Origin of the sequence: Paenibacillus sp. 2TAB23 (assembly GCF_052115165.1) — a bacterium.
Taxonomy (GTDB): domain Bacteria; phylum Bacillota; class Bacilli; order Paenibacillales; family Paenibacillaceae; genus Pristimantibacillus.
This window is the reverse complement of the sequence record NZ_JBFRGD010000024.1, coordinates 106442-125686: the sequence shown is the minus strand read 5'-3', so window position 1 is coordinate 125686 and position 19245 is coordinate 106442. Positions and strand designations below refer to the sequence as shown.

At 50.5% G+C, this 19245-nt stretch carries 15 protein-coding genes; all 15 read left to right on the top strand.

Annotated elements, in window-relative coordinates:
- Positions 1-752: 752 nt before the first annotated feature.
- Positions 753-1373, top strand: coding sequence for a hypothetical protein (locus tag AB4Z29_RS26590; RefSeq protein ID WP_441945993.1), 621 nt, complete (start codon positions 753-755; stop codon positions 1371-1373).
- Positions 1279-1704: an S-layer homology domain-containing protein gene (locus tag AB4Z29_RS26585; RefSeq protein WP_441945992.1), complete on the top strand. Its 426-nt coding sequence runs from the start codon at positions 1279-1281 to the stop codon at positions 1702-1704. The genes AB4Z29_RS26590 and AB4Z29_RS26585 overlap by 95 nt, the downstream gene beginning before the upstream one ends.
- On the top strand, positions 1658-1768 hold the full coding sequence (locus AB4Z29_RS26580; protein WP_441945999.1) for an S-layer homology domain-containing protein: 111 nt from the start codon (positions 1658-1660) through the stop codon (positions 1766-1768). Before AB4Z29_RS26585 ends, AB4Z29_RS26580 begins: the two co-directional genes overlap by 47 nt.
- Before the next feature lie 303 nt (positions 1769-2071).
- Complete coding sequence (locus tag AB4Z29_RS26575) at positions 2072-2272, top strand: hypothetical protein (RefSeq protein ID WP_441945991.1); 201 nt, start codon at positions 2072-2074, stop codon at positions 2270-2272.
- Entirely contained in the window at positions 2256-3131 is an 876-nt protein-coding gene (locus AB4Z29_RS26570; protein WP_441945990.1) for a glycosyltransferase family 2 protein, read from the top strand. The genes AB4Z29_RS26575 and AB4Z29_RS26570 overlap by 17 nt, the downstream gene beginning before the upstream one ends.
- Positions 3107-3808 (top strand): glycosyltransferase family 2 protein, encoded by a 702-nt coding sequence (locus AB4Z29_RS26565; RefSeq protein ID WP_441945989.1) that lies wholly within the window; start codon positions 3107-3109, stop codon positions 3806-3808. Before AB4Z29_RS26570 ends, AB4Z29_RS26565 begins: the two co-directional genes overlap by 25 nt.
- Before the next feature lie 6 nt (positions 3809-3814).
- Positions 3815-4939: a glycosyltransferase gene (locus AB4Z29_RS26560; RefSeq protein WP_441945988.1), complete on the top strand. Its 1125-nt coding sequence runs from the start codon at positions 3815-3817 to the stop codon at positions 4937-4939.
- A 13-nt stretch (positions 4940-4952) separates the two neighbouring features.
- Positions 4953-6011 (top strand): polysaccharide pyruvyl transferase family protein, encoded by a 1059-nt coding sequence (locus AB4Z29_RS26555; protein ID WP_441945987.1) that lies wholly within the window; start codon positions 4953-4955, stop codon positions 6009-6011.
- Positions 6012-6251: 240 nt separating this feature from the next.
- Positions 6252-8132: a molecular chaperone HtpG gene (htpG, locus tag AB4Z29_RS26550; protein WP_441945986.1), complete on the top strand. Its 1881-nt coding sequence runs from the start codon at positions 6252-6254 to the stop codon at positions 8130-8132.
- Between the two features lie 342 nt (positions 8133-8474).
- On the top strand, positions 8475-9512 hold the full coding sequence (locus AB4Z29_RS26545) for a LacI family DNA-binding transcriptional regulator (protein ID WP_441945985.1): 1038 nt from the start codon (positions 8475-8477) through the stop codon (positions 9510-9512).
- A 117-nt stretch (positions 9513-9629) separates the two neighbouring features.
- Positions 9630-10988: an ABC transporter substrate-binding protein gene (locus AB4Z29_RS26540; RefSeq protein ID WP_441945984.1), complete on the top strand. Its 1359-nt coding sequence runs from the start codon at positions 9630-9632 to the stop codon at positions 10986-10988.
- 110 nt (positions 10989-11098) lie between these two features.
- On the top strand, positions 11099-12034 hold the full coding sequence (locus AB4Z29_RS26535; protein WP_183566972.1) for a carbohydrate ABC transporter permease: 936 nt from the start codon (positions 11099-11101) through the stop codon (positions 12032-12034).
- A 4-nt stretch (positions 12035-12038) separates the two neighbouring features.
- On the top strand, positions 12039-12890 hold the full coding sequence (locus AB4Z29_RS26530) for a carbohydrate ABC transporter permease (RefSeq protein WP_441945983.1): 852 nt from the start codon (positions 12039-12041) through the stop codon (positions 12888-12890).
- 27 nt (positions 12891-12917) lie between these two features.
- The gene (locus tag AB4Z29_RS26525) at positions 12918-14888 is read left to right on the top strand and encodes a glycoside hydrolase family 127 protein (RefSeq protein ID WP_441945982.1); all 1971 of its coding nucleotides are present in this window, start codon (positions 12918-12920) and stop codon (positions 14886-14888) included.
- 318 nt (positions 14889-15206) lie between these two features.
- Entirely contained in the window at positions 15207-19196 is a 3990-nt protein-coding gene (locus AB4Z29_RS26520) for a DUF5695 domain-containing protein (RefSeq protein WP_441945998.1), read from the top strand.
- Positions 19197-19245 lie beyond the last annotated feature (49 nt).

Below are 19245 nucleotides of genomic sequence, written 5' to 3'. Positions count from 1 at the left end.
ACCTCACATGTGCTGCCACCTGAGGGGCTACGTTGTACAAAGTACAACGAAAACCGGAAATTCCGTTGAAACAAACTAGAATCTGCTGATTTCATTGCAGAAACTGCAATGTAGAGGGGTGATGGCGTGCTAAATGGTCATTCTACTGCAGAAACTGCAACGTAGGGTTGATGTTACTTGGGGGAGGGGGAGTTACTTAGTGTTGTTCGCGCTAAATTGGAACCACGCTGCAGAAACTGCAATGTAGAGGGGTGATGGCGTGCTAAATGGTCATTCTACTGCAGAAAATGCAACGTAGTGCGGATGTTACTTGGGGGAGGGGGAGTTACTTAGTGTTGTTCGCGCTAAAGTAGAACCACGCTGCAGAAACGCAACATAGCTCAAACGTTACTAGGGTTTTGGAGTAACCTAGTATAGTCTGAGCTATCGTGGAAGTTACGCTGTAGAAAGTGCAATAGAAACCTCACATGTGCTGCCACCTGAGGGGCTACGTTGTACAAAATACAACGAAAACCGGAATTCCGTTGAAACAAACTAGTATCTGCTGATTTCATTGCAGAAACTGCAATGTAGAGGGGTGATGGCGTGCTAAATGGTCATTCTACTGCAGAAACTGCAATGTAGAGGGGTGATGGCGTGCTACCTGGTCATTCTACTGCAGAAACTGCAACGTAGGGCGGTATAGATATTTAGACAAACAGTTGTAACTGAGGGTTTCTTGCTTAGAAACGATCATCATAACGGTTCCAAGCGTGAGCGGCGCAAGCGGCTATGAGTTTGGGCTGCCGAAGGCTTCGATCAGCACTGCCAAGCTGGCGGTTCCATACGAAATTAGAACGGGCTCTGGCACGCTCATTGTCCCGAGCCATATGTTTCATTCGCTGCCTGAGGATGCGAAAAGCGTGTCCATCGTAATCGCAAGCGTCGATAAGACCAAGCTTAGCGAGGAAGCACGCAGCATGATTGGCGGCCGTCCAGCAGTCGAGCTGAACCTTTATGTAGATGGTGTCAAAACGGAGTGGAATAATCCGGAGGCGTCTGTAAGCGTGGCGGTAAGCTATACGCCAACGGCTGAGGAGCTGCAAAGCAGCGAGCATCTGACGGTGCGTTATTTTGACCCGGATGGACGGGTTGTCGCGGTGCCAAGCGGCAAATATGACAGGGCGAAGGAGGCTGTGACGTTTGCGACGAACCATTTCAGCACCTACGGCGTCGTGTTTGTACAGCATTCCTTCGATGACCGGCAAGCATGCATGGGCGAAGCAAGCGATCGAGGTAATGGCCTCGAAAGGCGTCATAAACGGCGTTTCGTCCAAAGCATACGCGCCTTCGGCGAAGGTGAAACGCGCGGACTTCATTACGCTGCTCGTTAGAACGCTGGGTTTGCAAGCGGCTGCTCCAGACAACTTTACCTATGTCGCGGAAGATGCCTATTACTATGAAGCAGTTGCTGCCGCGAAGAAGCTCGGTATCGCAGCAGGCCGCTCGGATGGCTCGTTTGATCCGAATGCGGCGATTACAAGGCAGGAAATGATGGCGATGACAGCGAGAGCGCTGCAGGCTTCCGGCAAAAAGCTGAAAGCTGGCAGCTCGGAGGAGCTGAGCGGCTTCACCGATTTGCAGCAGCCTAGCACCGTATGCCGCAGAAAGCGCTGCTCTGCTCGCGGAGAACGGCATCGTAAAAGGCGCCGGCTCGAAGCTTAACCCGCTTGGCTTTACGACACGCGCGGAAGTAGCCGTCATGATGTACGCGATTTATAACAAATAACGTAAGCGACTTACGGAAATAAGCTGTCCCGCAGGCATGATGCCAGGCGGTGACAGCTTTTTTTATATAAGAATATATATGTTTTCACATATAAATGTGCTTATCTATCTCGGCGAAACGACGGCTGTTGCCACAGAGGACGGCGACAGCCGATTACGCTTGTATGCTAAGGCATTGCGCCAGCAAGAAGCGCGCAGCCAAACATCTTCTTATTCTATGAAAAATTTTTCAAAATAGTCGTTAGCCGTTCACTCTATCAATCTCACGAATACGATGAGGTATCAAATGATAGGAGTTGATCATGTGTCCTTTTATTTTAAGTTGCTCTCGTACCAAGGCAGAGACGTAGAGGTTGTACTCTCAAATGGCGAAGTCATTGCAGGAGTTCTCCTTTCAGTGGGCTTCTCCTATGTCGTCGTTCAAGCGTTAAGCGTACCGGGATATGGCGGAACCGAAGACGTATTAATCCGTTCCAGAGTTATTGTTTATGTGCGTGTTTTATAGGCAAGGGTGCACGGATGATGGCCGCAGACGCGATCTAGTCGAGCTGCTGATGAAGACGCCGGCCGCATTGCCGGCAATCGGGCAGGGCATGGATTTCTCCCAAAGCGGCAAAAGAATCGGCAGCCAGCAGCGCTTATCCGTTATTATCCCGGCTCAGAACGAGGAGAGGACAATCGGGCGCGTCATTCTAGAAGCCAAGCGGCTGTCTCCGATTGAGATTATCGTTATTGTGAACGGCAGCACGGACCAGACGGAAGTAATAGCCAAACAGCTTGGCGCTGCGACTATCGTCTACCAAGAGCCGCTCGGTACGGATGTTGGCCGTTCAATCGGGGCTTATGCGGCTTCTGGAGATACGCTGCTGTTTCTGGACAGCGACTTCTGTATTCCTTGGGGCGAGCTGGCCCCTTTTTGCAACGCGGTACTGGAGGCTTGTGATTTGGCCGTGAACCGGCTTGATCACCACCTCGGCATGCGCATGCCCTGGAATGCGGTGACGGCGTTGAAAGCGTCGCTCAATACAGCGCTTGGCCGAAGCGATTTGGCGAATGCATCGCTGGTATCGGTTCCGTTCGCCATGAATAGAAAGGCGCTTGAAGCGATTCATTGGTCGACGCTGTTATGCCCGCCGAAGGCTTATGCGCTCGGTATGCTTGCGGGGCTTTGCATTAAGCCGGTGCACACGGTTGAGGTGGATCGGCTAAATCGCTACCGTCCCCATAAGCACAGCAAGGCAGGAGAGGAGCAGTCGCATGCGGCGATGCAAATTATCGGCGACCATCTGGAGGCATTTCATGCCATTCAAAGCAGAAGGCAATTGGAAGGAGAGATAGGATGCAGCGCGAACCAGGCAAAGTGAGCATCGTGATAACCAACTATAATCGAGCAGCCTATTTAATTGAATGTTTAAACAGTCTGAGGGAGCAGTCCTATGTAAATACGGAAATTGTATTCGTCGACGACGCTTCGACGGATCGGTCAGTAGATATCGTACAGGCTTGGTGCGAGGAAAATGGACTAGCGGGTACCGAAGCATTTGTCCTCGTTCGTCTGCCGAGAAACATGGGCTTCTCCGGAGCGGTAACGACAGGTCTATTTGCCGCACGAGGAGAGTTTATTGCTGTGCAGGATGCTGACGACTTCTCTCACCAGCAGCGTCTCGAGAGGCAAGTTTCCTATTTGAGGGATCACCCTGAGATCGCATTGGTAGGAACGAGCTATGCGACGTTTGAGCATGCAGTAGACGTGGATAAACGAGTATTCGAGCAGGAGAAATGGCTTCGCTACGGAGAGGATATTCGCAAGGTATACCAAAATGGCGGGCACTGCGTGTGTCACGGCACGATTATGATCAAAGGTGCTGCTTTCGATCGAATAGGGGGGTTAAGCCGCCGAATTGTCGGTGCAGAGGATTACGAATTCATTGTCAAATTTCTGCATAACAAAGATCAGATTGCGAACATTCCTGAAATTCTCTACTACTACAGGCTGCATGCGAGCCAGCGCTCGCTCGCCTATTATTCCAATAAGGAGTGAAGCGAAATGAAGAGCTCGCGGTTATCCGTGTTGATGGCTCTAGACAGTATGGATGCCGGCGGCACAGAAACGCATGTACTAAGTTTGGCCAAGGCTTTGATTCGAATGAATCAGCGCGTGACGCTGATCTCGGCAGACGGGCTTATGCGTCCTCAGTTCGAGGAGGCAGGCTGTCCCGTCTTTCTTTTTGACTTCGAGCCGCTTGGCATGTCCGAGCAGGCACAGCGGATAGCCGGGCTGCAGGAGGTGCTTCGAGTGCGCGAGGTGAATTGCGTGCATGTCCATCAGACACCTTCTGGCTTGCTAGCAGCCCAAGCAGCCAGCGAGCTGGGAATCGCTACCGTGTTCACAGCGCACGGAACGTATTACCCGCAGAGCAGCGCGAAATTGCTGATGAAACTCTCGCAAGCGGTTATTAGCGTCAGCGCGCCCGTTCAAAGCTATGCGCAGCGGCTCGGCTTTCCCTCTACAGTTGTGCCGAACGGCATCGATTTGTCGGAGTTTTATCCCGCCCAAAACTCGAACCTGCGCTCAGAGCTGGGCATATCAGAGGAGGTGGTCGTCCTTGTCTACGCAAGCAGGCTGGCATGGGGAAAAGGAACCGCATGCGAAACGCTTCTGCGGGCGATGAAGGATCTTCATCGTTACGGCTGGCATCAGCTGGAGCTTGTTGTCGTCGGTGACGGCCCCAAGCTTACAGCGATAAAAGCGCTAGCCTCGTTCATCGAGGAGGAGAGCGGCCGTAAGTTTATCCATGTCCTTGGCAAGCAAGCACACATGGGCAGGTATTATAACGCAGCGGATATTGTAGTCGGAACGGGGCGTGTCGCGCTGGAGGCGATGGCATGCGGCAAGCCGGTGCTCGCTATCGGCAACCACGGTTACTTCGGATGGGTCGAGCCAGCCTGCTACGAGCAGGCATGGGCGCATTATTTTGGAGACCACGGTTCAAATGCAGCCTATTCCCGGTATTTGTTTGCCAGCGAGATTGGGCGGGGCTGCCGGGACCTTGCTTGGCTGCGTTCGCTAGGCTCGGAAGGGCGGCGCTGGGTAGAGCAGGAATTCCATATCGATTCTAATATTCAACAAGTGATAGACGCATATCTTGCGGCGATCAGCAAAACACAGTGAAGGGCGGTACGCTATGAAAAGGATATTGTATGTAGGATGGATTGGGTTCAACAACGTGGGTGATGAGCTGATGTGGCTCTTGTTCCGCGATTTGTGCAGAGCGTATCTGCCGGATAAAAAATACGATGTCATACCTTCGATCCCGGGCGTAGACATACGCAATCCAGGGCCTTACGATACGGTTGTGCTGGGTGGAGGATCGCTGCTAATCCCAGGCTATATCGACATAGCTTACCAGGCTGCGCTGAAAAAAAAGAAAGTAATTATATGGGGCAGCGGGCACGACCGTCAGGAATTTCCCGTGCTGGACACCACCGGCAAGGTAGAGGCTAACCTAGCCTACACGGCCGAGCATGCCGGAACGAATGAAAAGCTGGCGGAGCTAGCGGCGTTATCCGATTTTTTTGGGGTTCGCGGCCCGCTGTCCTATCAGTTTTTAGAAGATTCTGGTGTTTCGTCTAAACATGCTGTCATAAGCGGTGATCCAGCGTTTCTGCTTCCGGCTCCTTCCCCGCTTAGCGCTTCGAAGAGAAGCCGAACGATCGGCGTAAACTGGGGCACTGCTTATAACCGGATTTTTGGCGGGAGCGAGGAGAAGGTCGAGCAGCATCTAATAGAAGCTTTGCGGCTGTTGATTGCGCAGGGCTACCGGGTTAATATTTTCTCAGTGTGGGGACCAGATCGAGAGGCATGCAAGCGGCTGTACGCGAAGCTCGGTGATCCTCAGAACGTCGAGCTTGACCTTGAGCTGCATCATCACGAGGACCTGCTTGAGAAATTGAAGGGGTATGCGTTCACCATCAACTTCAAGCTGCATGCGAGTTATATTTCGGCAGCTGCGGGCGTTCCGTTTATCAGTCTCGGATATCGTTTCAAGTGTGTGGATTTTGGTTTATCCGTAGATCTTTCCGATTACGTGCTCTCAACAGGAGATGCGCAGCTGTGTGCGAGCATCATGGACCTTGCAGGCCGTATCGAGAAAGAAAGGAATACGATCCGAGAACGGTTCTATGCCTACCAAATCCGGTATCGCGAGCAGCTTAAAATACCTTTCGAGGAGGGGCTGCTTTAAGCAGGGAATAGGGGCTGTCTGCGGCTAAACGGCCTGCAGCCGGCCTTTATTTTATCGTGATTTTTGCCCAAGCAGGTTGACATGGAAAAATAGTTTGTGATATATACAAAGAGGGATTAGCACTCAGAGAGTTTGAGTGCTAATATAGAGAGTGACGGTTAACAGCAGCAGGCCGACAAAACCTGCCTGTCACGAATCCAAAATGATTAAATAACGAACGAATGGAAAGGGGATCTATCCATGTCCAAAAAACAGTTCAAAGCAGAATCGAAACGATTGCTGGAAATGATGATTAACTCCATTTATACGCAGCGCGAAATCTTCCTAAGAGAGCTGATCTCGAATGCAAGCGACGCGATTGACAAGCTGTATTACAAGGCGCTTACAGATGAGCAATTAGTATTCAACAAAGAGGACTATTACGTCAAAGTGGTGGCTGACAAAGAAAGCCGGACGTTGACGATTACAGATACAGGTATCGGGATGTCAAAGGAGGAGCTCGAGAATAACCTCGGCGTTATCGCGAAGAGCGGCTCGTTTGCATTTAAGAAGGAAAATGAGCTGAAGGACGGCCACAACATTATTGGCCAGTTCGGCGTAGGCTTCTACTCAGCGTTCATGGTAGCAGACGTTGTTACCGTTACGACAAAGGCTTTCGGCAGCGACGAGGCGTTCAAATGGGAATCGACAGGTGCAGACGGTTATACGATTGAGCCGGCTGAGAAAGCGACAGCAGGTACCGAAATCGTATTGAACATCAAGGAAAACACCGAGGACGACCAATATGACGAATACTTGGAAGAATACCGTCTGAAATCGATTATTAAGAAATATTCCGATTTCATCCGCTATCCAATTAAAATGGATGTGAAAGGCCAACGTCCAAAAGAGGGCGCTGACAACGAGTTCGAGGAGTACCAGGAAGAGCAAACCGTTAACAGCATGGTTCCGATCTGGCGCAAAAACAAAAACGAGCTGACGCAGGAGGACTACGACCAGTTCTACTTCGAGAAGCGCTATGGCTTCGATAAACCGATCAAGCATCTACATATTAGCGCGGATGGAGCAGTTGTCTACAACGCGATCCTCTATATTCCTGAGAATACTCCGTTCGATTATTATACGAAGGAATATGAGAAAGGGCTGGAGCTTTATTCGAATGGCGTGCTCATTATGGATAAATGCTCGGACCTGCTCCCGGATTATTTCAGCTTCGTCAAAGGGATGGTAGATTCCGAGGATCTATCGCTCAACATCTCGCGCGAGATGCTGCAGCATGACCGCCAGCTAAAGCTGATTGCCAAAAATATTAACAGTAAAATCAAAAGCGCGCTGCTCGCTATTCTCAAGGATGAGCGCGAGAAATACGAGACATTCTACAAAGGCTTCGGCAGACAGCTGAAGTTTGGCGTGTACAATGATTACGGCGCGAACAAAGACGTGCTGCAGGATCTGCTGCTGTTCCATTCCTCCAAAGAGAAGAAGCTTGTTACGCTTGATGAATACGTGTCGAGAATGAGCGAGGATCAAAAGTATATCTATTATGCATCAGGCGAGTCGATTGAGCGTATCGAGCGGTTGCCGCAGACTGAGATGGTCTCCGACAAAGGCTTCGAGATTCTTTATTTCACGGACGATATCGATGAGTTCGCGATCAAGGTCGTCGCCAAATATAAGGATAAAGAATTCAAGTCCGTATCAAGCGGCGATCTAGGCATTGAAGCTGACGAGAAGGACAAGGAAACAGCCGAGGAGCAGGAGCTGCACAAGGAGCTCTTCGAGCAAATGAAAGACATTCTACAGGATAAAGTAAAGGCGGTAAAAGCGTCGAAACGCCTGAAATCGCATCCGGTTTGCCTCTCCACTGAGGGCGAGGTTACGATCGAGATGGAAAAAATCTTGAAGGCGATGCCGAACAGCCAGGATGTAAAGGCGGATAAGGTGCTCGAAATTAACGTGAACCATGAAATTTTCGCAGCGCTTAAGGATGCCCACGGCAAAGACCAAGCAAAGCTTAGCCTTTATACGAGCCTGCTTTACAATCAAGCGCTGCTCATTGAAGGCTTGCCGATCCAAGACCCGGTATCCTTCACGAATGATATCTGTAAAGTAATGGTTTAGTTGCATGCCAGCCCGGAGGATGATCCTCCGGGTTTTTCCTTTTTTTATTTGGGCTATATTAGTTGAAATAATGAATGAGCCGCGCGGGCGGAGAGAGTAAAGCCGTTCTGGAAAATTGCAATGTTCGCTTTTGCAGACCATATAGTAACTATATATGAAGTTAACGAAACAAAACCATTCGGCTGCAACCGCGATCGGAAGAATGACTTTGTTCACGAAGCGATAACGGCATACTCATGTTTAGTTCATCTTATATAGAAAAAAGCGCTTGCAAGAAATAGGCATCATGTGATATAACCAAATTATAAGAAATCTAAACGTTTAAATAAAAGGGGTGCTCGCTTGACCAACATAAGCATTAAAGACATCGCCGCCAAGGCTAAGGTATCCACAGCGACAGTATCCTACGTATTGAACGGTACACGAAATGTGAAGCAAATTACACGTGAACGAGTGCTTCAGGTCATTGAAGAAATGAATTACAAGCCGAATAATGCGGCTCAAAGCTTGAAACGCAGACGTACGAACACGATAGGCGTTATCGCGGAAGACGTAACCGTGTTCAATGTGCCGGAAATTATTGACGGCATTAACGATTGTGCCGACAGGCTTGATATGCATATTCTGCTTACGAACCTAAGGCTGGACAAACGAATTGGAAGAAGCTTCGACGACATTGGCACTTATCGGCAGTATGCGGAGAATGCGGTTTCCGAGCTGCTGAGCAAGCAAGTGGAGGGCATTATCTACATCGGCGTTCATCCCCGTGATCTAACGGGACTGTGTGATACGGATGGAAAGCCGATTGTGTACACGTACAGCTATACGGAGAATGATCCATCCATTCAATATGATGACGAGCAAGCGTCTTATGAGGCTATGAGGTATTTGATCGAGAAGGGGCATTCCCGTATCGCAATCATTAGCGGCGTTATGGATTCCATTCCGTCACGGCTGCGGTTTAACGGATTCTATAAAGCAGTCACGGAGTTTCAACTGCCATTCGATCCATTGTTAATCAAAATGGGCGATTGGGAGGCGGAATCCGGCTATCGCCTAACGAAGGAATTACTGTCGCTGCCCGAACCGCCAACAGCGATCCTATCCATGAATGATGTAATGGCGGTAGGCGTTCTGCGGGCGGCATCGGAAATGAGCGTATCGATTCCGGAGCAGCTGTCCTTGATCGGCTTTGACAATCGAGAATTCAGTGAGTATTTAATGCCGAGAATTACGACGATGGATTTGCCGCTTCACGAGATTGGCTATCAAGCAATGGAAGCCTTATCTCGCATACTGCAAGGCGAAGAGGCCGGCATTAGCCCAAAACCGATGTGCAGGTTAATTGAGAGAGATTCAGTGGCTCCGCCCAAAAGGTGAAAACCTTTTTTTTAAGAATTAATCTAAACGTTTAGATTTATGATGGAATCGCTTACCTTACTCAGGGCTATAATCCAATAGGATTGAGCATATAAAACCGATTCGGGGGATGATGGAATGCGCAAGACAGGAATCGCATTAACAGCACTGACTTTATTTCTAACTACGGCATTGACAGCATGCGGGGGCAACGACAATAACGGGACGAACGCAAGCCCAACAGCAGCGCCTGCCGAGACGTCCGCAACGTCAGAGGCACCGCCGGCAGCGGAGCCGACGAAGCTCACTTTATGGACCTTCGTTCAGCAGCATGCCGACTTCTACAACTTTATGGCTGCCGAATGGAACAAGGGAAACCCTGACCAGCAGATCGTGCTGGATGCGCAAAATATCCCATACGATGATATGCACACGCGCTTGCTGCTTGCTCTCCAATCAGGTGAAGGTGCACCGGATTTGGTAGATATCGAGCAAAGCAAGTTTCCGAACTATATGAAAGGCAATGTTCAATTGGTTGAGTTGAACGACATCGTAGAGCCAGAAATTCCGAACATCGTGAAGTCGCGCGTTGACATTTACAGCAAAGACGGCAAATATTACGGCGTTGACCTTCATGTAGGGGCAACGGTCATGTATTACAACAAAGAGCTGATGGACAAAGCGGGAGTTAACCCGGATGATATCAAGCTGTGGAGCGATGTCGAGACGTTAGGCAAAACCGTTGCAGAGAAAACAGGCGTACCGTTCATTACGTTCGAAGGCGCGGGCAACTGGTCATGGTGGCCGGCCATCAATCAAATGAAATCCGATCAAGTAGGTCCAAACGGAGAAATCACCGTGGACGATCCGCGCAACATTCAAGCGATGAGCTTCTTCAAGAAGCTGGTTGACGAGAAGATCGCTGCTGTGTCGCCAGGCGTAGGCCATGATACACCGGAATACAAAGCATTTATGAACGCAGGAGGCGCCGCAGCGGTATTCATGCCATTCTGGTTTATGAACCGCTTCACGGACGAAATGCCTGACCTGAAGGGCAAGATGGTTATTCGTCCAATGCCGGCATGGGAAGCAGGCGGCAACCGTTCCGCAGGCATGGGCGGCACAGGGCTTTCGATTACGAACCAAACCAAATCGTTGGAAATCTCGAAGAAGTTCCTAGCCTATGCGAAGCTCTCCAAAGAAGGCAATATTCAAGTATGGAAGCAGCTTGGCATGGATCCGATCCGCACAGAGGTATGGAGCGATCCGGCAATGGCAGAGTCTAATAAATTCACGGATTACTTCGGTACGGATATCTTTGCAACGCTGACCGAAATCAAGGATGAGATTTATCCGGTTAACATTCGCGAAACATCGCCAAAAGTATTCGACGCGGTTCGCAACGAGATCGTACCTAAAATCTTTCAATTCGGCGAAGACCCAGAGACGGTTATCAAGAAAGCGGCGGAAGCACTCCGCAAGGATACAGGTCAATAAACTTATTTAGCTAAACAGATCGCGCAGCGATAGCCAGCATGGCTTGCCTTTGAGAAGAAGCCGCCATGCTGGCTGCCCGTTGCAAGAGATCGCGTAGGAGTGAGGTCATTATGAATGCCGGTAAACAGGTCCCGAACGGGCAGCGAGGCGGAGGCACCGTCAAGACTAGAACATTAAACGGGCAAAAGCTGGCGCCATATCTATTTATTTTGCCTTTCATTTTATCGTTTCTCATCTTCTTCTCTTATCCATTGGTGAATGCTGTCCTGATGAGCTTCCAACGGGTATTGCCCGGCGATGTTGCCTTTATCGGACTCGATAATTACAAAAGACTGCTTAACCCCGATTTCTACAAGGCATTGCTTAATAGCACAAGATACACCTTTTGGACACTGCTCGTGCTTATTCCGCTGCCACTGCTGCTTGCCGTATTTCTGAATGCGAAGCTTATGCGCGCAAGGAATTTCTTCAGGGCAAGTCTCTTTATCCCGGCGCTCACCTCTATTGTCGTCGCGGGCATTATATTCCGTTTAATCTTCAGTGAGCTGGATGGCGCCATCATGAATTCCTTCATTAGTTGGTTTGGCTTCGACAGTCAGAAATGGCTGCTGAGCCCCTCTCTAAGCATGCTTGCGCTAGTCGTACTCGCTACTTGGCGATGGGCTGGCATTAACATTCTGTATTTCCTTTCAGCGCTGCAGAGCATTCCGCGCGAGCTTTATGAATCAGCAGACATAGATGGGGCAGGCACGATCGGGAAGTTTTGGAAAATTACGATCCCGTTATTGCGTCCGATCACAATATACGTATTCACGATTACGATCTATGGCGGCTATGCGATGTTTACCGAGAGCTTTATGCTGTGGGGGAGCAGGGGGTCACCGCAAAATATCGGTTTGACGATGGTCGGTTACATTTATCAGCAAGGGTTCCAATATTTCGATTTGGGCTTCGGCTCAACGATTGGGATTACGCTGCTCGGCATTACGCTGCTTGTCAGCATGCTGCAGCTGAACGTGCTCGGATTTTTTAAGAAGGAGGACTAGCGAGATGGTAGAGAAGCGGTCTGGGAAAATACCCTCCTTATTGCTAATCATTTTTTTTGCGGCTTTGTCCGTTATTGCGCTGTTCCCGTTATTTGCTTTATTCCTGGCTTCGGTCAAGCCAGCGTCGGAGCTGTTCCGTTTTGGGCTGAATGTTCGCCTCGACTTTGATGTGATGACTTGGGCGAATTACAAGGCGATTTTCTCCGGCAAAGGAGGCTCGCAAAACTTTTTTGACTGGTATCGCAATAGTCTGGTCATTACGGCCGTATTCACACTTTTGTGCCTGTTCTTGTCCTCGATGGTTGGCTATGGATTAGCTATGTATCGCTTCAAAGGAAGAACGCTCGTATTTACGCTCGTGCTGGCCGTTATGATGATTCCGGTTGAAATTATTATTTTGCCGTTATACAAGCTATCCATCGATTTGTTCATTATTAATTCGATTTGGGGCGTTATTCTGCCCTTCGTCGTGGCGCCGCTGCCGATCTTTTTCTTCCGTCAATTCGCCATGGGCCTGCCCAAAGACTTTATGGATGCAGGCAGAATAGACGGCTGTACGGAAATGGGCATTTTCCTGCGAATCATGGTTCCGCTCATGCTTCCCGCTTACGGAGCGATGACGATTCTGCAAGCGCTGTTCAGCTGGAACAATTTTTTATGGCCTGTCATCGTATTGCGATCGACGGAGAAGTTTACGCTGCCGATCGGCCTTGCAGGCTTGCTCTCGCCAACCAGCAACAATTACGAGGTGCTGCTAGCAGGCTCCATACTGACCATTTTGCCCATACTGCTGCTGTTCCTGTTCTTCCAGCGTTTCTTTATCGAAGGGCTGACAGTAGGCGGCGTAAAGGGATAACGATAGAAAGAAGAGGGAGAGAGAGGCATGATCAAACAAAACCATTCACGAACAGCGCCATCGGCCGTTGGGAAGGTGAGCATAAGCGACGATTTCTGGTCCGAATATATCCGGTTGGTTCGCGAAGTTGTTGTGCCATACCAATGGGAGGTGCTGAATGACCGCGTCGAGGAGGCTGAGCCAAGTCACGCCATCCAGAACTTTAAGATTGCCGCGCGCGTGGAGCAGGGTTCATTCTACGGCATGGTATTTCAAGACAGCGACGTGGCAAAGTGGCTGGAGGCGGTAGGGTATTTGCTGGAGACGGAGCCCGATCCAGAGCTTGAGAAAGTGGCGGATGAGGTTGTAGCCCTAATCGCTAAAGCACAGCAGCCTGACGGCTACGTCAATACCTATTTCACCATTAAAGAAAAGGATCAGCGCTGGACAAACCTGGCCGAGTGCCATGAGCTATACTGCGCTGGCCATCTAATAGAAGCGGCAGTAGCCTATTCCAAAGCAACGGGCAAAAACGCGATTCTCGACGTTGCCTGCCGGTTCGCGGACTATATCGACCGTGTTTTCGGAACGGAGCCGGGCAAGCTTCAGGGCTATGACGGCCATCAGGAAATCGAGCTTGCGCTCGTGAAGCTCTATCAAGCCACCGGTGAGCGGAGGTATGTGGAGCTTAGCCATTATTTCTTGAACCAAAGGGGAGCGAAACCCAACTTCTACGAACAGGAATGGGAAAAACGAGGGAAAACTATTCATTTCCCTCAATTGTCCATCGCGACGGATTTGGAATACAGCCAAGCACATCTTCCCGTACGGGAGCAAGACCAGGCAGTCGGACATGCGGTGCGGGTCGTATATATGTGCACAGCGATGGCGGACATTGCGGCCGAGACGGGCGACGAAGCACTGCTGGCTGCTTGCAGGAGGCTTTGGGGCAGCATCGTATCCAAGCGAATGTATCTGACGGGTGCAATCGGATCGATGGCGCATGGAGAATCGTTCACGCAGGATTACGATCTGCCGAATGACACGGTGTATGCCGAAACCTGCGCCTCCATCGGTCTTATCTTTTTTGCGCAGCGCATGCTGCAGATCGAGCCCGACAGCGAGTATGCCAATGTGCTGGAGCGGGCGCTGTACAACACGGTAGTGAGCGGCATGTCGCGTGATGGCAAGCAGTTCTTCTATGTCAATCCGCTAGAGGTGTACCCGCCGGTACTTGGAAAGAACAAAAACTACGACCATGTTAAGCCCCAGCGCCAGGGCTGGTTCGGATGTGCCTGCTGTCCACCGAATATTGCAAGGCTGCTCGCTTCGCTTGGTCAATATATTTACACCGTCAAGGGCGAAGAAATCTATGCCCATCTGTACATTGGGGGTACGGCCGAGCTCGATCTGAACGGAACGGCAGTTAAGCTGGAACAGCAATCGAAATATGCGTGGGACGGAGAGGCAAGCTTTCACATTACGGTTCCGCAGGAAACGGTGTTCACGCTCGCGCTGCGGCTTCCGGATTGGAGCGGCGCAGCAACAATACAAGTAAACGGAGCTGAATACAAGGTAAGCGAGGCGGATATTCATAACGGTTATATCCGGCTCAAGAGAGCATGGCAAACGGGCGATACGGTGTCCATTGCATTCGAGATGCCTATTCTTCGCATGCAGGGCCATCCCCTTATCCGCCAGACCGCGGGTAAAGTCGCGCTGCAGCGCGGACCTTTCGTCTACTGCCTGGAAGAAGCAGACAATGGAGGACAGCTGTTCCATCTCAGCCTGCCTGCAACCAGCGAGCTATCGAGCACTTTTGATAACGGGCTGCTTGGCGGCATGCAGGTCATTACGGGCAACGGCGTACGCTTTGATTCGAAGCATTGGCAGGATGAGCTGTACCGGCGAGATGCCGATTGGACGACCGAACAAACGGAGCTTAAGTTCATTCCTTATTTTGCTTGGGCTAACCGGGAGCCAGGCGAAATGTCCGTATGGATTAACAGTACGAGCTAGATTTGCAGGACAACATGTTCAGGCCCCTATTTTAGCAGCAGCTTTTTGGAAAGCATCGCTCTGCAGGATAGGGGTTTTTGCTGATTGATCGTAATGAGGGGAGGTGAGGCTGCATGCCATATTCTCGCTGAGGAGGGTGATAGGTACGGCAATGCGCGGAGCATCGCCGAGTTGAAACAAAGGGCTGGTCATCATGTTGTAGACAAAAAGGCTGCTTACAATCCATTATAGGAGGCATTATTAATGAGGATTCAAGCTACACCTTTTAATAAAAAAATGCTTATGCTTGTCGCATCTTTTTTTGTAACCGCTTTATTTATGGTTTTTTACCCGCAATTGGCATTCGCTTATACGTTATCGAACAGTAATTTCAATATTACGACCGGAACAAACGGCGAGATTAATTCGCTCAGGCTGGTCGGAGACACGTTCAATACGCAGTATGTGATGAATCCGACGGTAACGCCTAACCAGAATACGGCCGACCACCAATGGCTCGGAGAGCTTATGTTCAAATACCGCTTCGGGACAGGCGCATGGCAAACGGCAATGACCCAGAGCTCTACGGATGGCAGGACGCAATCGCAAAGCGGCAATACCGTGACGGTTACGTATCAGAACTCAACGAACGCAAACGGCGTGAAAAACTTCAAGCTAGTTAACACGTATTCCCTCGTAAACGATTATTTCCTCTGGCAGATTGAACTAACCAACACTAGCGCTCAAACGATCGAATTCGGGGATGTCGGCGTACCGCTTCCGTTCAATGAATTCTGGTCGGGCGGGAACAACGAGCAAATCTACGAAACGCGCGTACTTACCCACTCCTTTGTAGGCAATAACAGCTCTTATATTACCGCTGGCCGTCCAAGCGGCATCGGACCCTCGCTGTTGATGATGCCTGATGCAAGCACGGGAGCAGGCTTCGAATACCAGGATCGCTGGAGAATCGAAGAGCATCCGGGCAGCAAATGGGCAATGGATCAAGGTGGATGGATTGAAGGGTTGAACGTATTCTACATCCACTCCAATGTCATTAAAAGCACCAATCGCGGATACCTGCCGAATACAAGCTTGACGCTTGCTCCAGGCGCAAGCAAAACATATGCATTTAAATTTTTCAAGGTAACAGGCGAGAATGACGTTAAGGATCGCCTTTACAACGAAGGACATATTGACGTAACAGTCGTTCCAGGCATGATCGTGCCGACGGACCAAACGGCGAAGTTCGATCTGCACACGACCAAAACAATCAATTCCGTAACGGCGCAATTCCCGTCCGATACGACGATCGTATCGCTAGGCACAACGGGAACGAACCACAAGATTTATTCGATTCAAATGAATAAGCTCGGGCCGAATAACGTGACAGTGAGCTATGGCAACGGCGAGAAAACGGTTCTGCAATTTTATGCAATTGAACCGGTAGGCGCGGCGCTGCAGCGGCATTCTACATTTATGGTGAACAGCACGCAGTGGAACGTGCCGGGAGACCTCCGCGACAAAGTCTTCGACGATTGGATGATGGATTCCAACTCGAAGCGGAATGTATTCAACGGCTACTGGGGCTGGGGAGATGATTGGGGCTTAACGCACGGCCAGTTCCTGGCGGAGAAAAACGTACAGACTCCTGTTGCCTCGGAAGTACAGGCGGTCGACGATTATTTGACCGTTGCGATATGGACGAATCTGATGGGCGAGCATCAGAGCGATTACTTGATCCATGACTTCCTAATGCCGGCGCCGAATGATACGCCGACATACCGGGGATATGCGTATCCACACATTTATAACACTTACTTCAGCATGTATAAGATTGCTAAGCTTTACCCGAATCTGATTACGTATGACAATCCGCGCAATACGTACCTGCTGCGGGCTTACAATATTTTCAATGCGCTGTACGGATCAGGCGTGGCTTACAACTGGAACACAGGACTAATGGGCGAGCTTACGACTCCTGAGATTATCAAAGCGCTGCAGGACGAAGGCTATACAACCCAAGCCAATAATCTCATTGCCAAAATGGCGACCAAATACAACAACTTTGCGAATACGACCTATCCATACGGGTCCGAATACAATTATGATAATACAGGCGAAGAAGCGGTTTATACACTCGCTAAGATGAACAACAACAATACGATGAAAAGCAAGATTAATACGAAGACCCGCGCCGCGCGCGGCCATATGCCAATCTGGTATTACTATACCGATCCGGTAACGATTACCGGCGAGAACTGGTGGAACTTCCAGTACACGGTTTCTTTGGCTGGTTACGCAATGGATGACTGGATTCGCAACAATTCCACGAATCCGGAAGTCGAGCAGCGGTTGTCCTATGCAGCCAAGATCGCAAACGTAGGCGCAATCAACTCCGGTCAAATTAGCGCTGACCCTGCAGATATTGGCGCGGTTGCGTGGACGTATCAAGCGGAAAAAGGCAACTATGCGGCACTTGGCCATGGCGGTGGACCGCTTCAGAATGGTTGGAGAGGCATGTCCGGCGAAGCCGACCTTGGCTTGTTCGGAGCGATCAAAATATTGAGCGCCGACGTATCCGTTGACCCAATATTCGGCGTGTACTGCTATGGCTGCGAAGTGACAAACAGCAGCACAGCCTACACGGTTATACCGAAGGATGGCGTGTTCCAGCGCTTGAACCTGATCACAGAGAAATTCGGCATGGAGCTGGAGCGGGATAAATATACGACTGCTACGGTTGCCAAAGCGAAAAACGCGCTGAATTTCACATTGAAAAGCTCGACGCCAGGAACGGCTCACACGACAAAAGCGACGTTCAGAGGGCTCGCTGCCGGCTCGTATAACATTCTAGTCAATAACGTTGCCGCAGGTTCTGTCAATGTTGCGGCTAACGGAGCGGCGACAATCAGCTTGAGCATTGGCACGGCTGCTACTTATGAAATCAGCCTGCAGCAAGGTACGCCGCTTCCGAACACGGCACCAGTCGTTGATGCGGGTGCGAACGCCACCTTTACGCTTCCTGCAGCAGTAGCGCTGACAGGTACAGTTACGGATGACGGATTGCCGAGCGGCACGCTTACCCAAACATGGACGCTCGTAAGCGGTCCGGGAACCGCTTCATTTGCTAACGCAGGGGCTATTAATACGACGGCAACCGTATCTGCTGCGGGTACTTATGTATTCCGTCTGACAGCGAGCGACGGAGTCTTGACGGCTAATGACACGGTTACCCACACGGTCAATCCAGCTGCTCCGGTGCCGGAGGTCATTGCCAATTATTTGTTTAACGAAACGAGTGGAACGTCCGCAAGCGATGCTTCGGGCAATGGCAAGCACGCTACGCTTACCGGGGGAACGACATGGGTCGCTGGAAAAGCAGGAAACGCGCTGAACTTGAATGGCACGAACGCTTATGCAAGCCTGCCGACGGGCATCGTTAGCGGGGTTAATGATTTCACGATCGCTACGTGGGTGAAGATCGACACCTTAAGCGATTGGGGACGCATCTTCGATTTTGGTACAGGTACGAGCAACTATATGTTCCTAGCTCCGCAGGTCGGCGGATCCGGCATGCGATTCAGCATTACGACAGGCGGGAACGGATCGGAGCAGCAATTGAATGCGCCTGTTCTGCCGACTGGCGTATGGAAGCATGTTGCCGTTACGCTCTCCGGCACGACGGGAAGGCTATACGTTGACGGCGTTCAGGTAGCAAGCAACACGGCTATGACGCTGAAGCCGTCCAGCCTGGGAAGTACAACACAGAACTATATCGGCAAATCACAATTTTCCGACCCTTACTTGGATGGAGCAGTAGATGATTTCCGAATCTACAGCAGAGCGCTGAGTGTAACGGAATTGGCTGCGTTGTTCAACGGAACGACTAGCTCTGGCAATATAGCGCCGCTCGGAACGGCGTCCACTTCCTTTGTGTCTGCTTGGGAAAGCTTGGCTGGCCTCAATGACGGCTACTCGCCAACTAGCTCAACGGACCGCGGCCATCCCATCTACGGGAATTGGAATAATCCGAACACCACACAATGGGTGCAGTACGACTTTGCACAAAACTATACGATTTCCAGCGTAGATGTATATTGGTTCACGGATGGCGGAGGCCTAGATTTGCCGGCCTCCTACACGGTTCAATATTGGAACGGCACCGCTTGGGTGAATGTCGCAAGCCCGTCCGGACTAGGACTGCTCGCTAACCAGTACAACACGACGACGTTCACGCCAGTCTCAACGAACAAGCTTCGGCTGAACGTCACGGCGAAGGCGACTGCCTCAACAGGCATCTCTTCCTGGAAAGTGACCGGCAGCTAAAACAATAAAAGCGCGGCCCTCGGAGTATGAGCGAGGGCCGCGCTTTTTT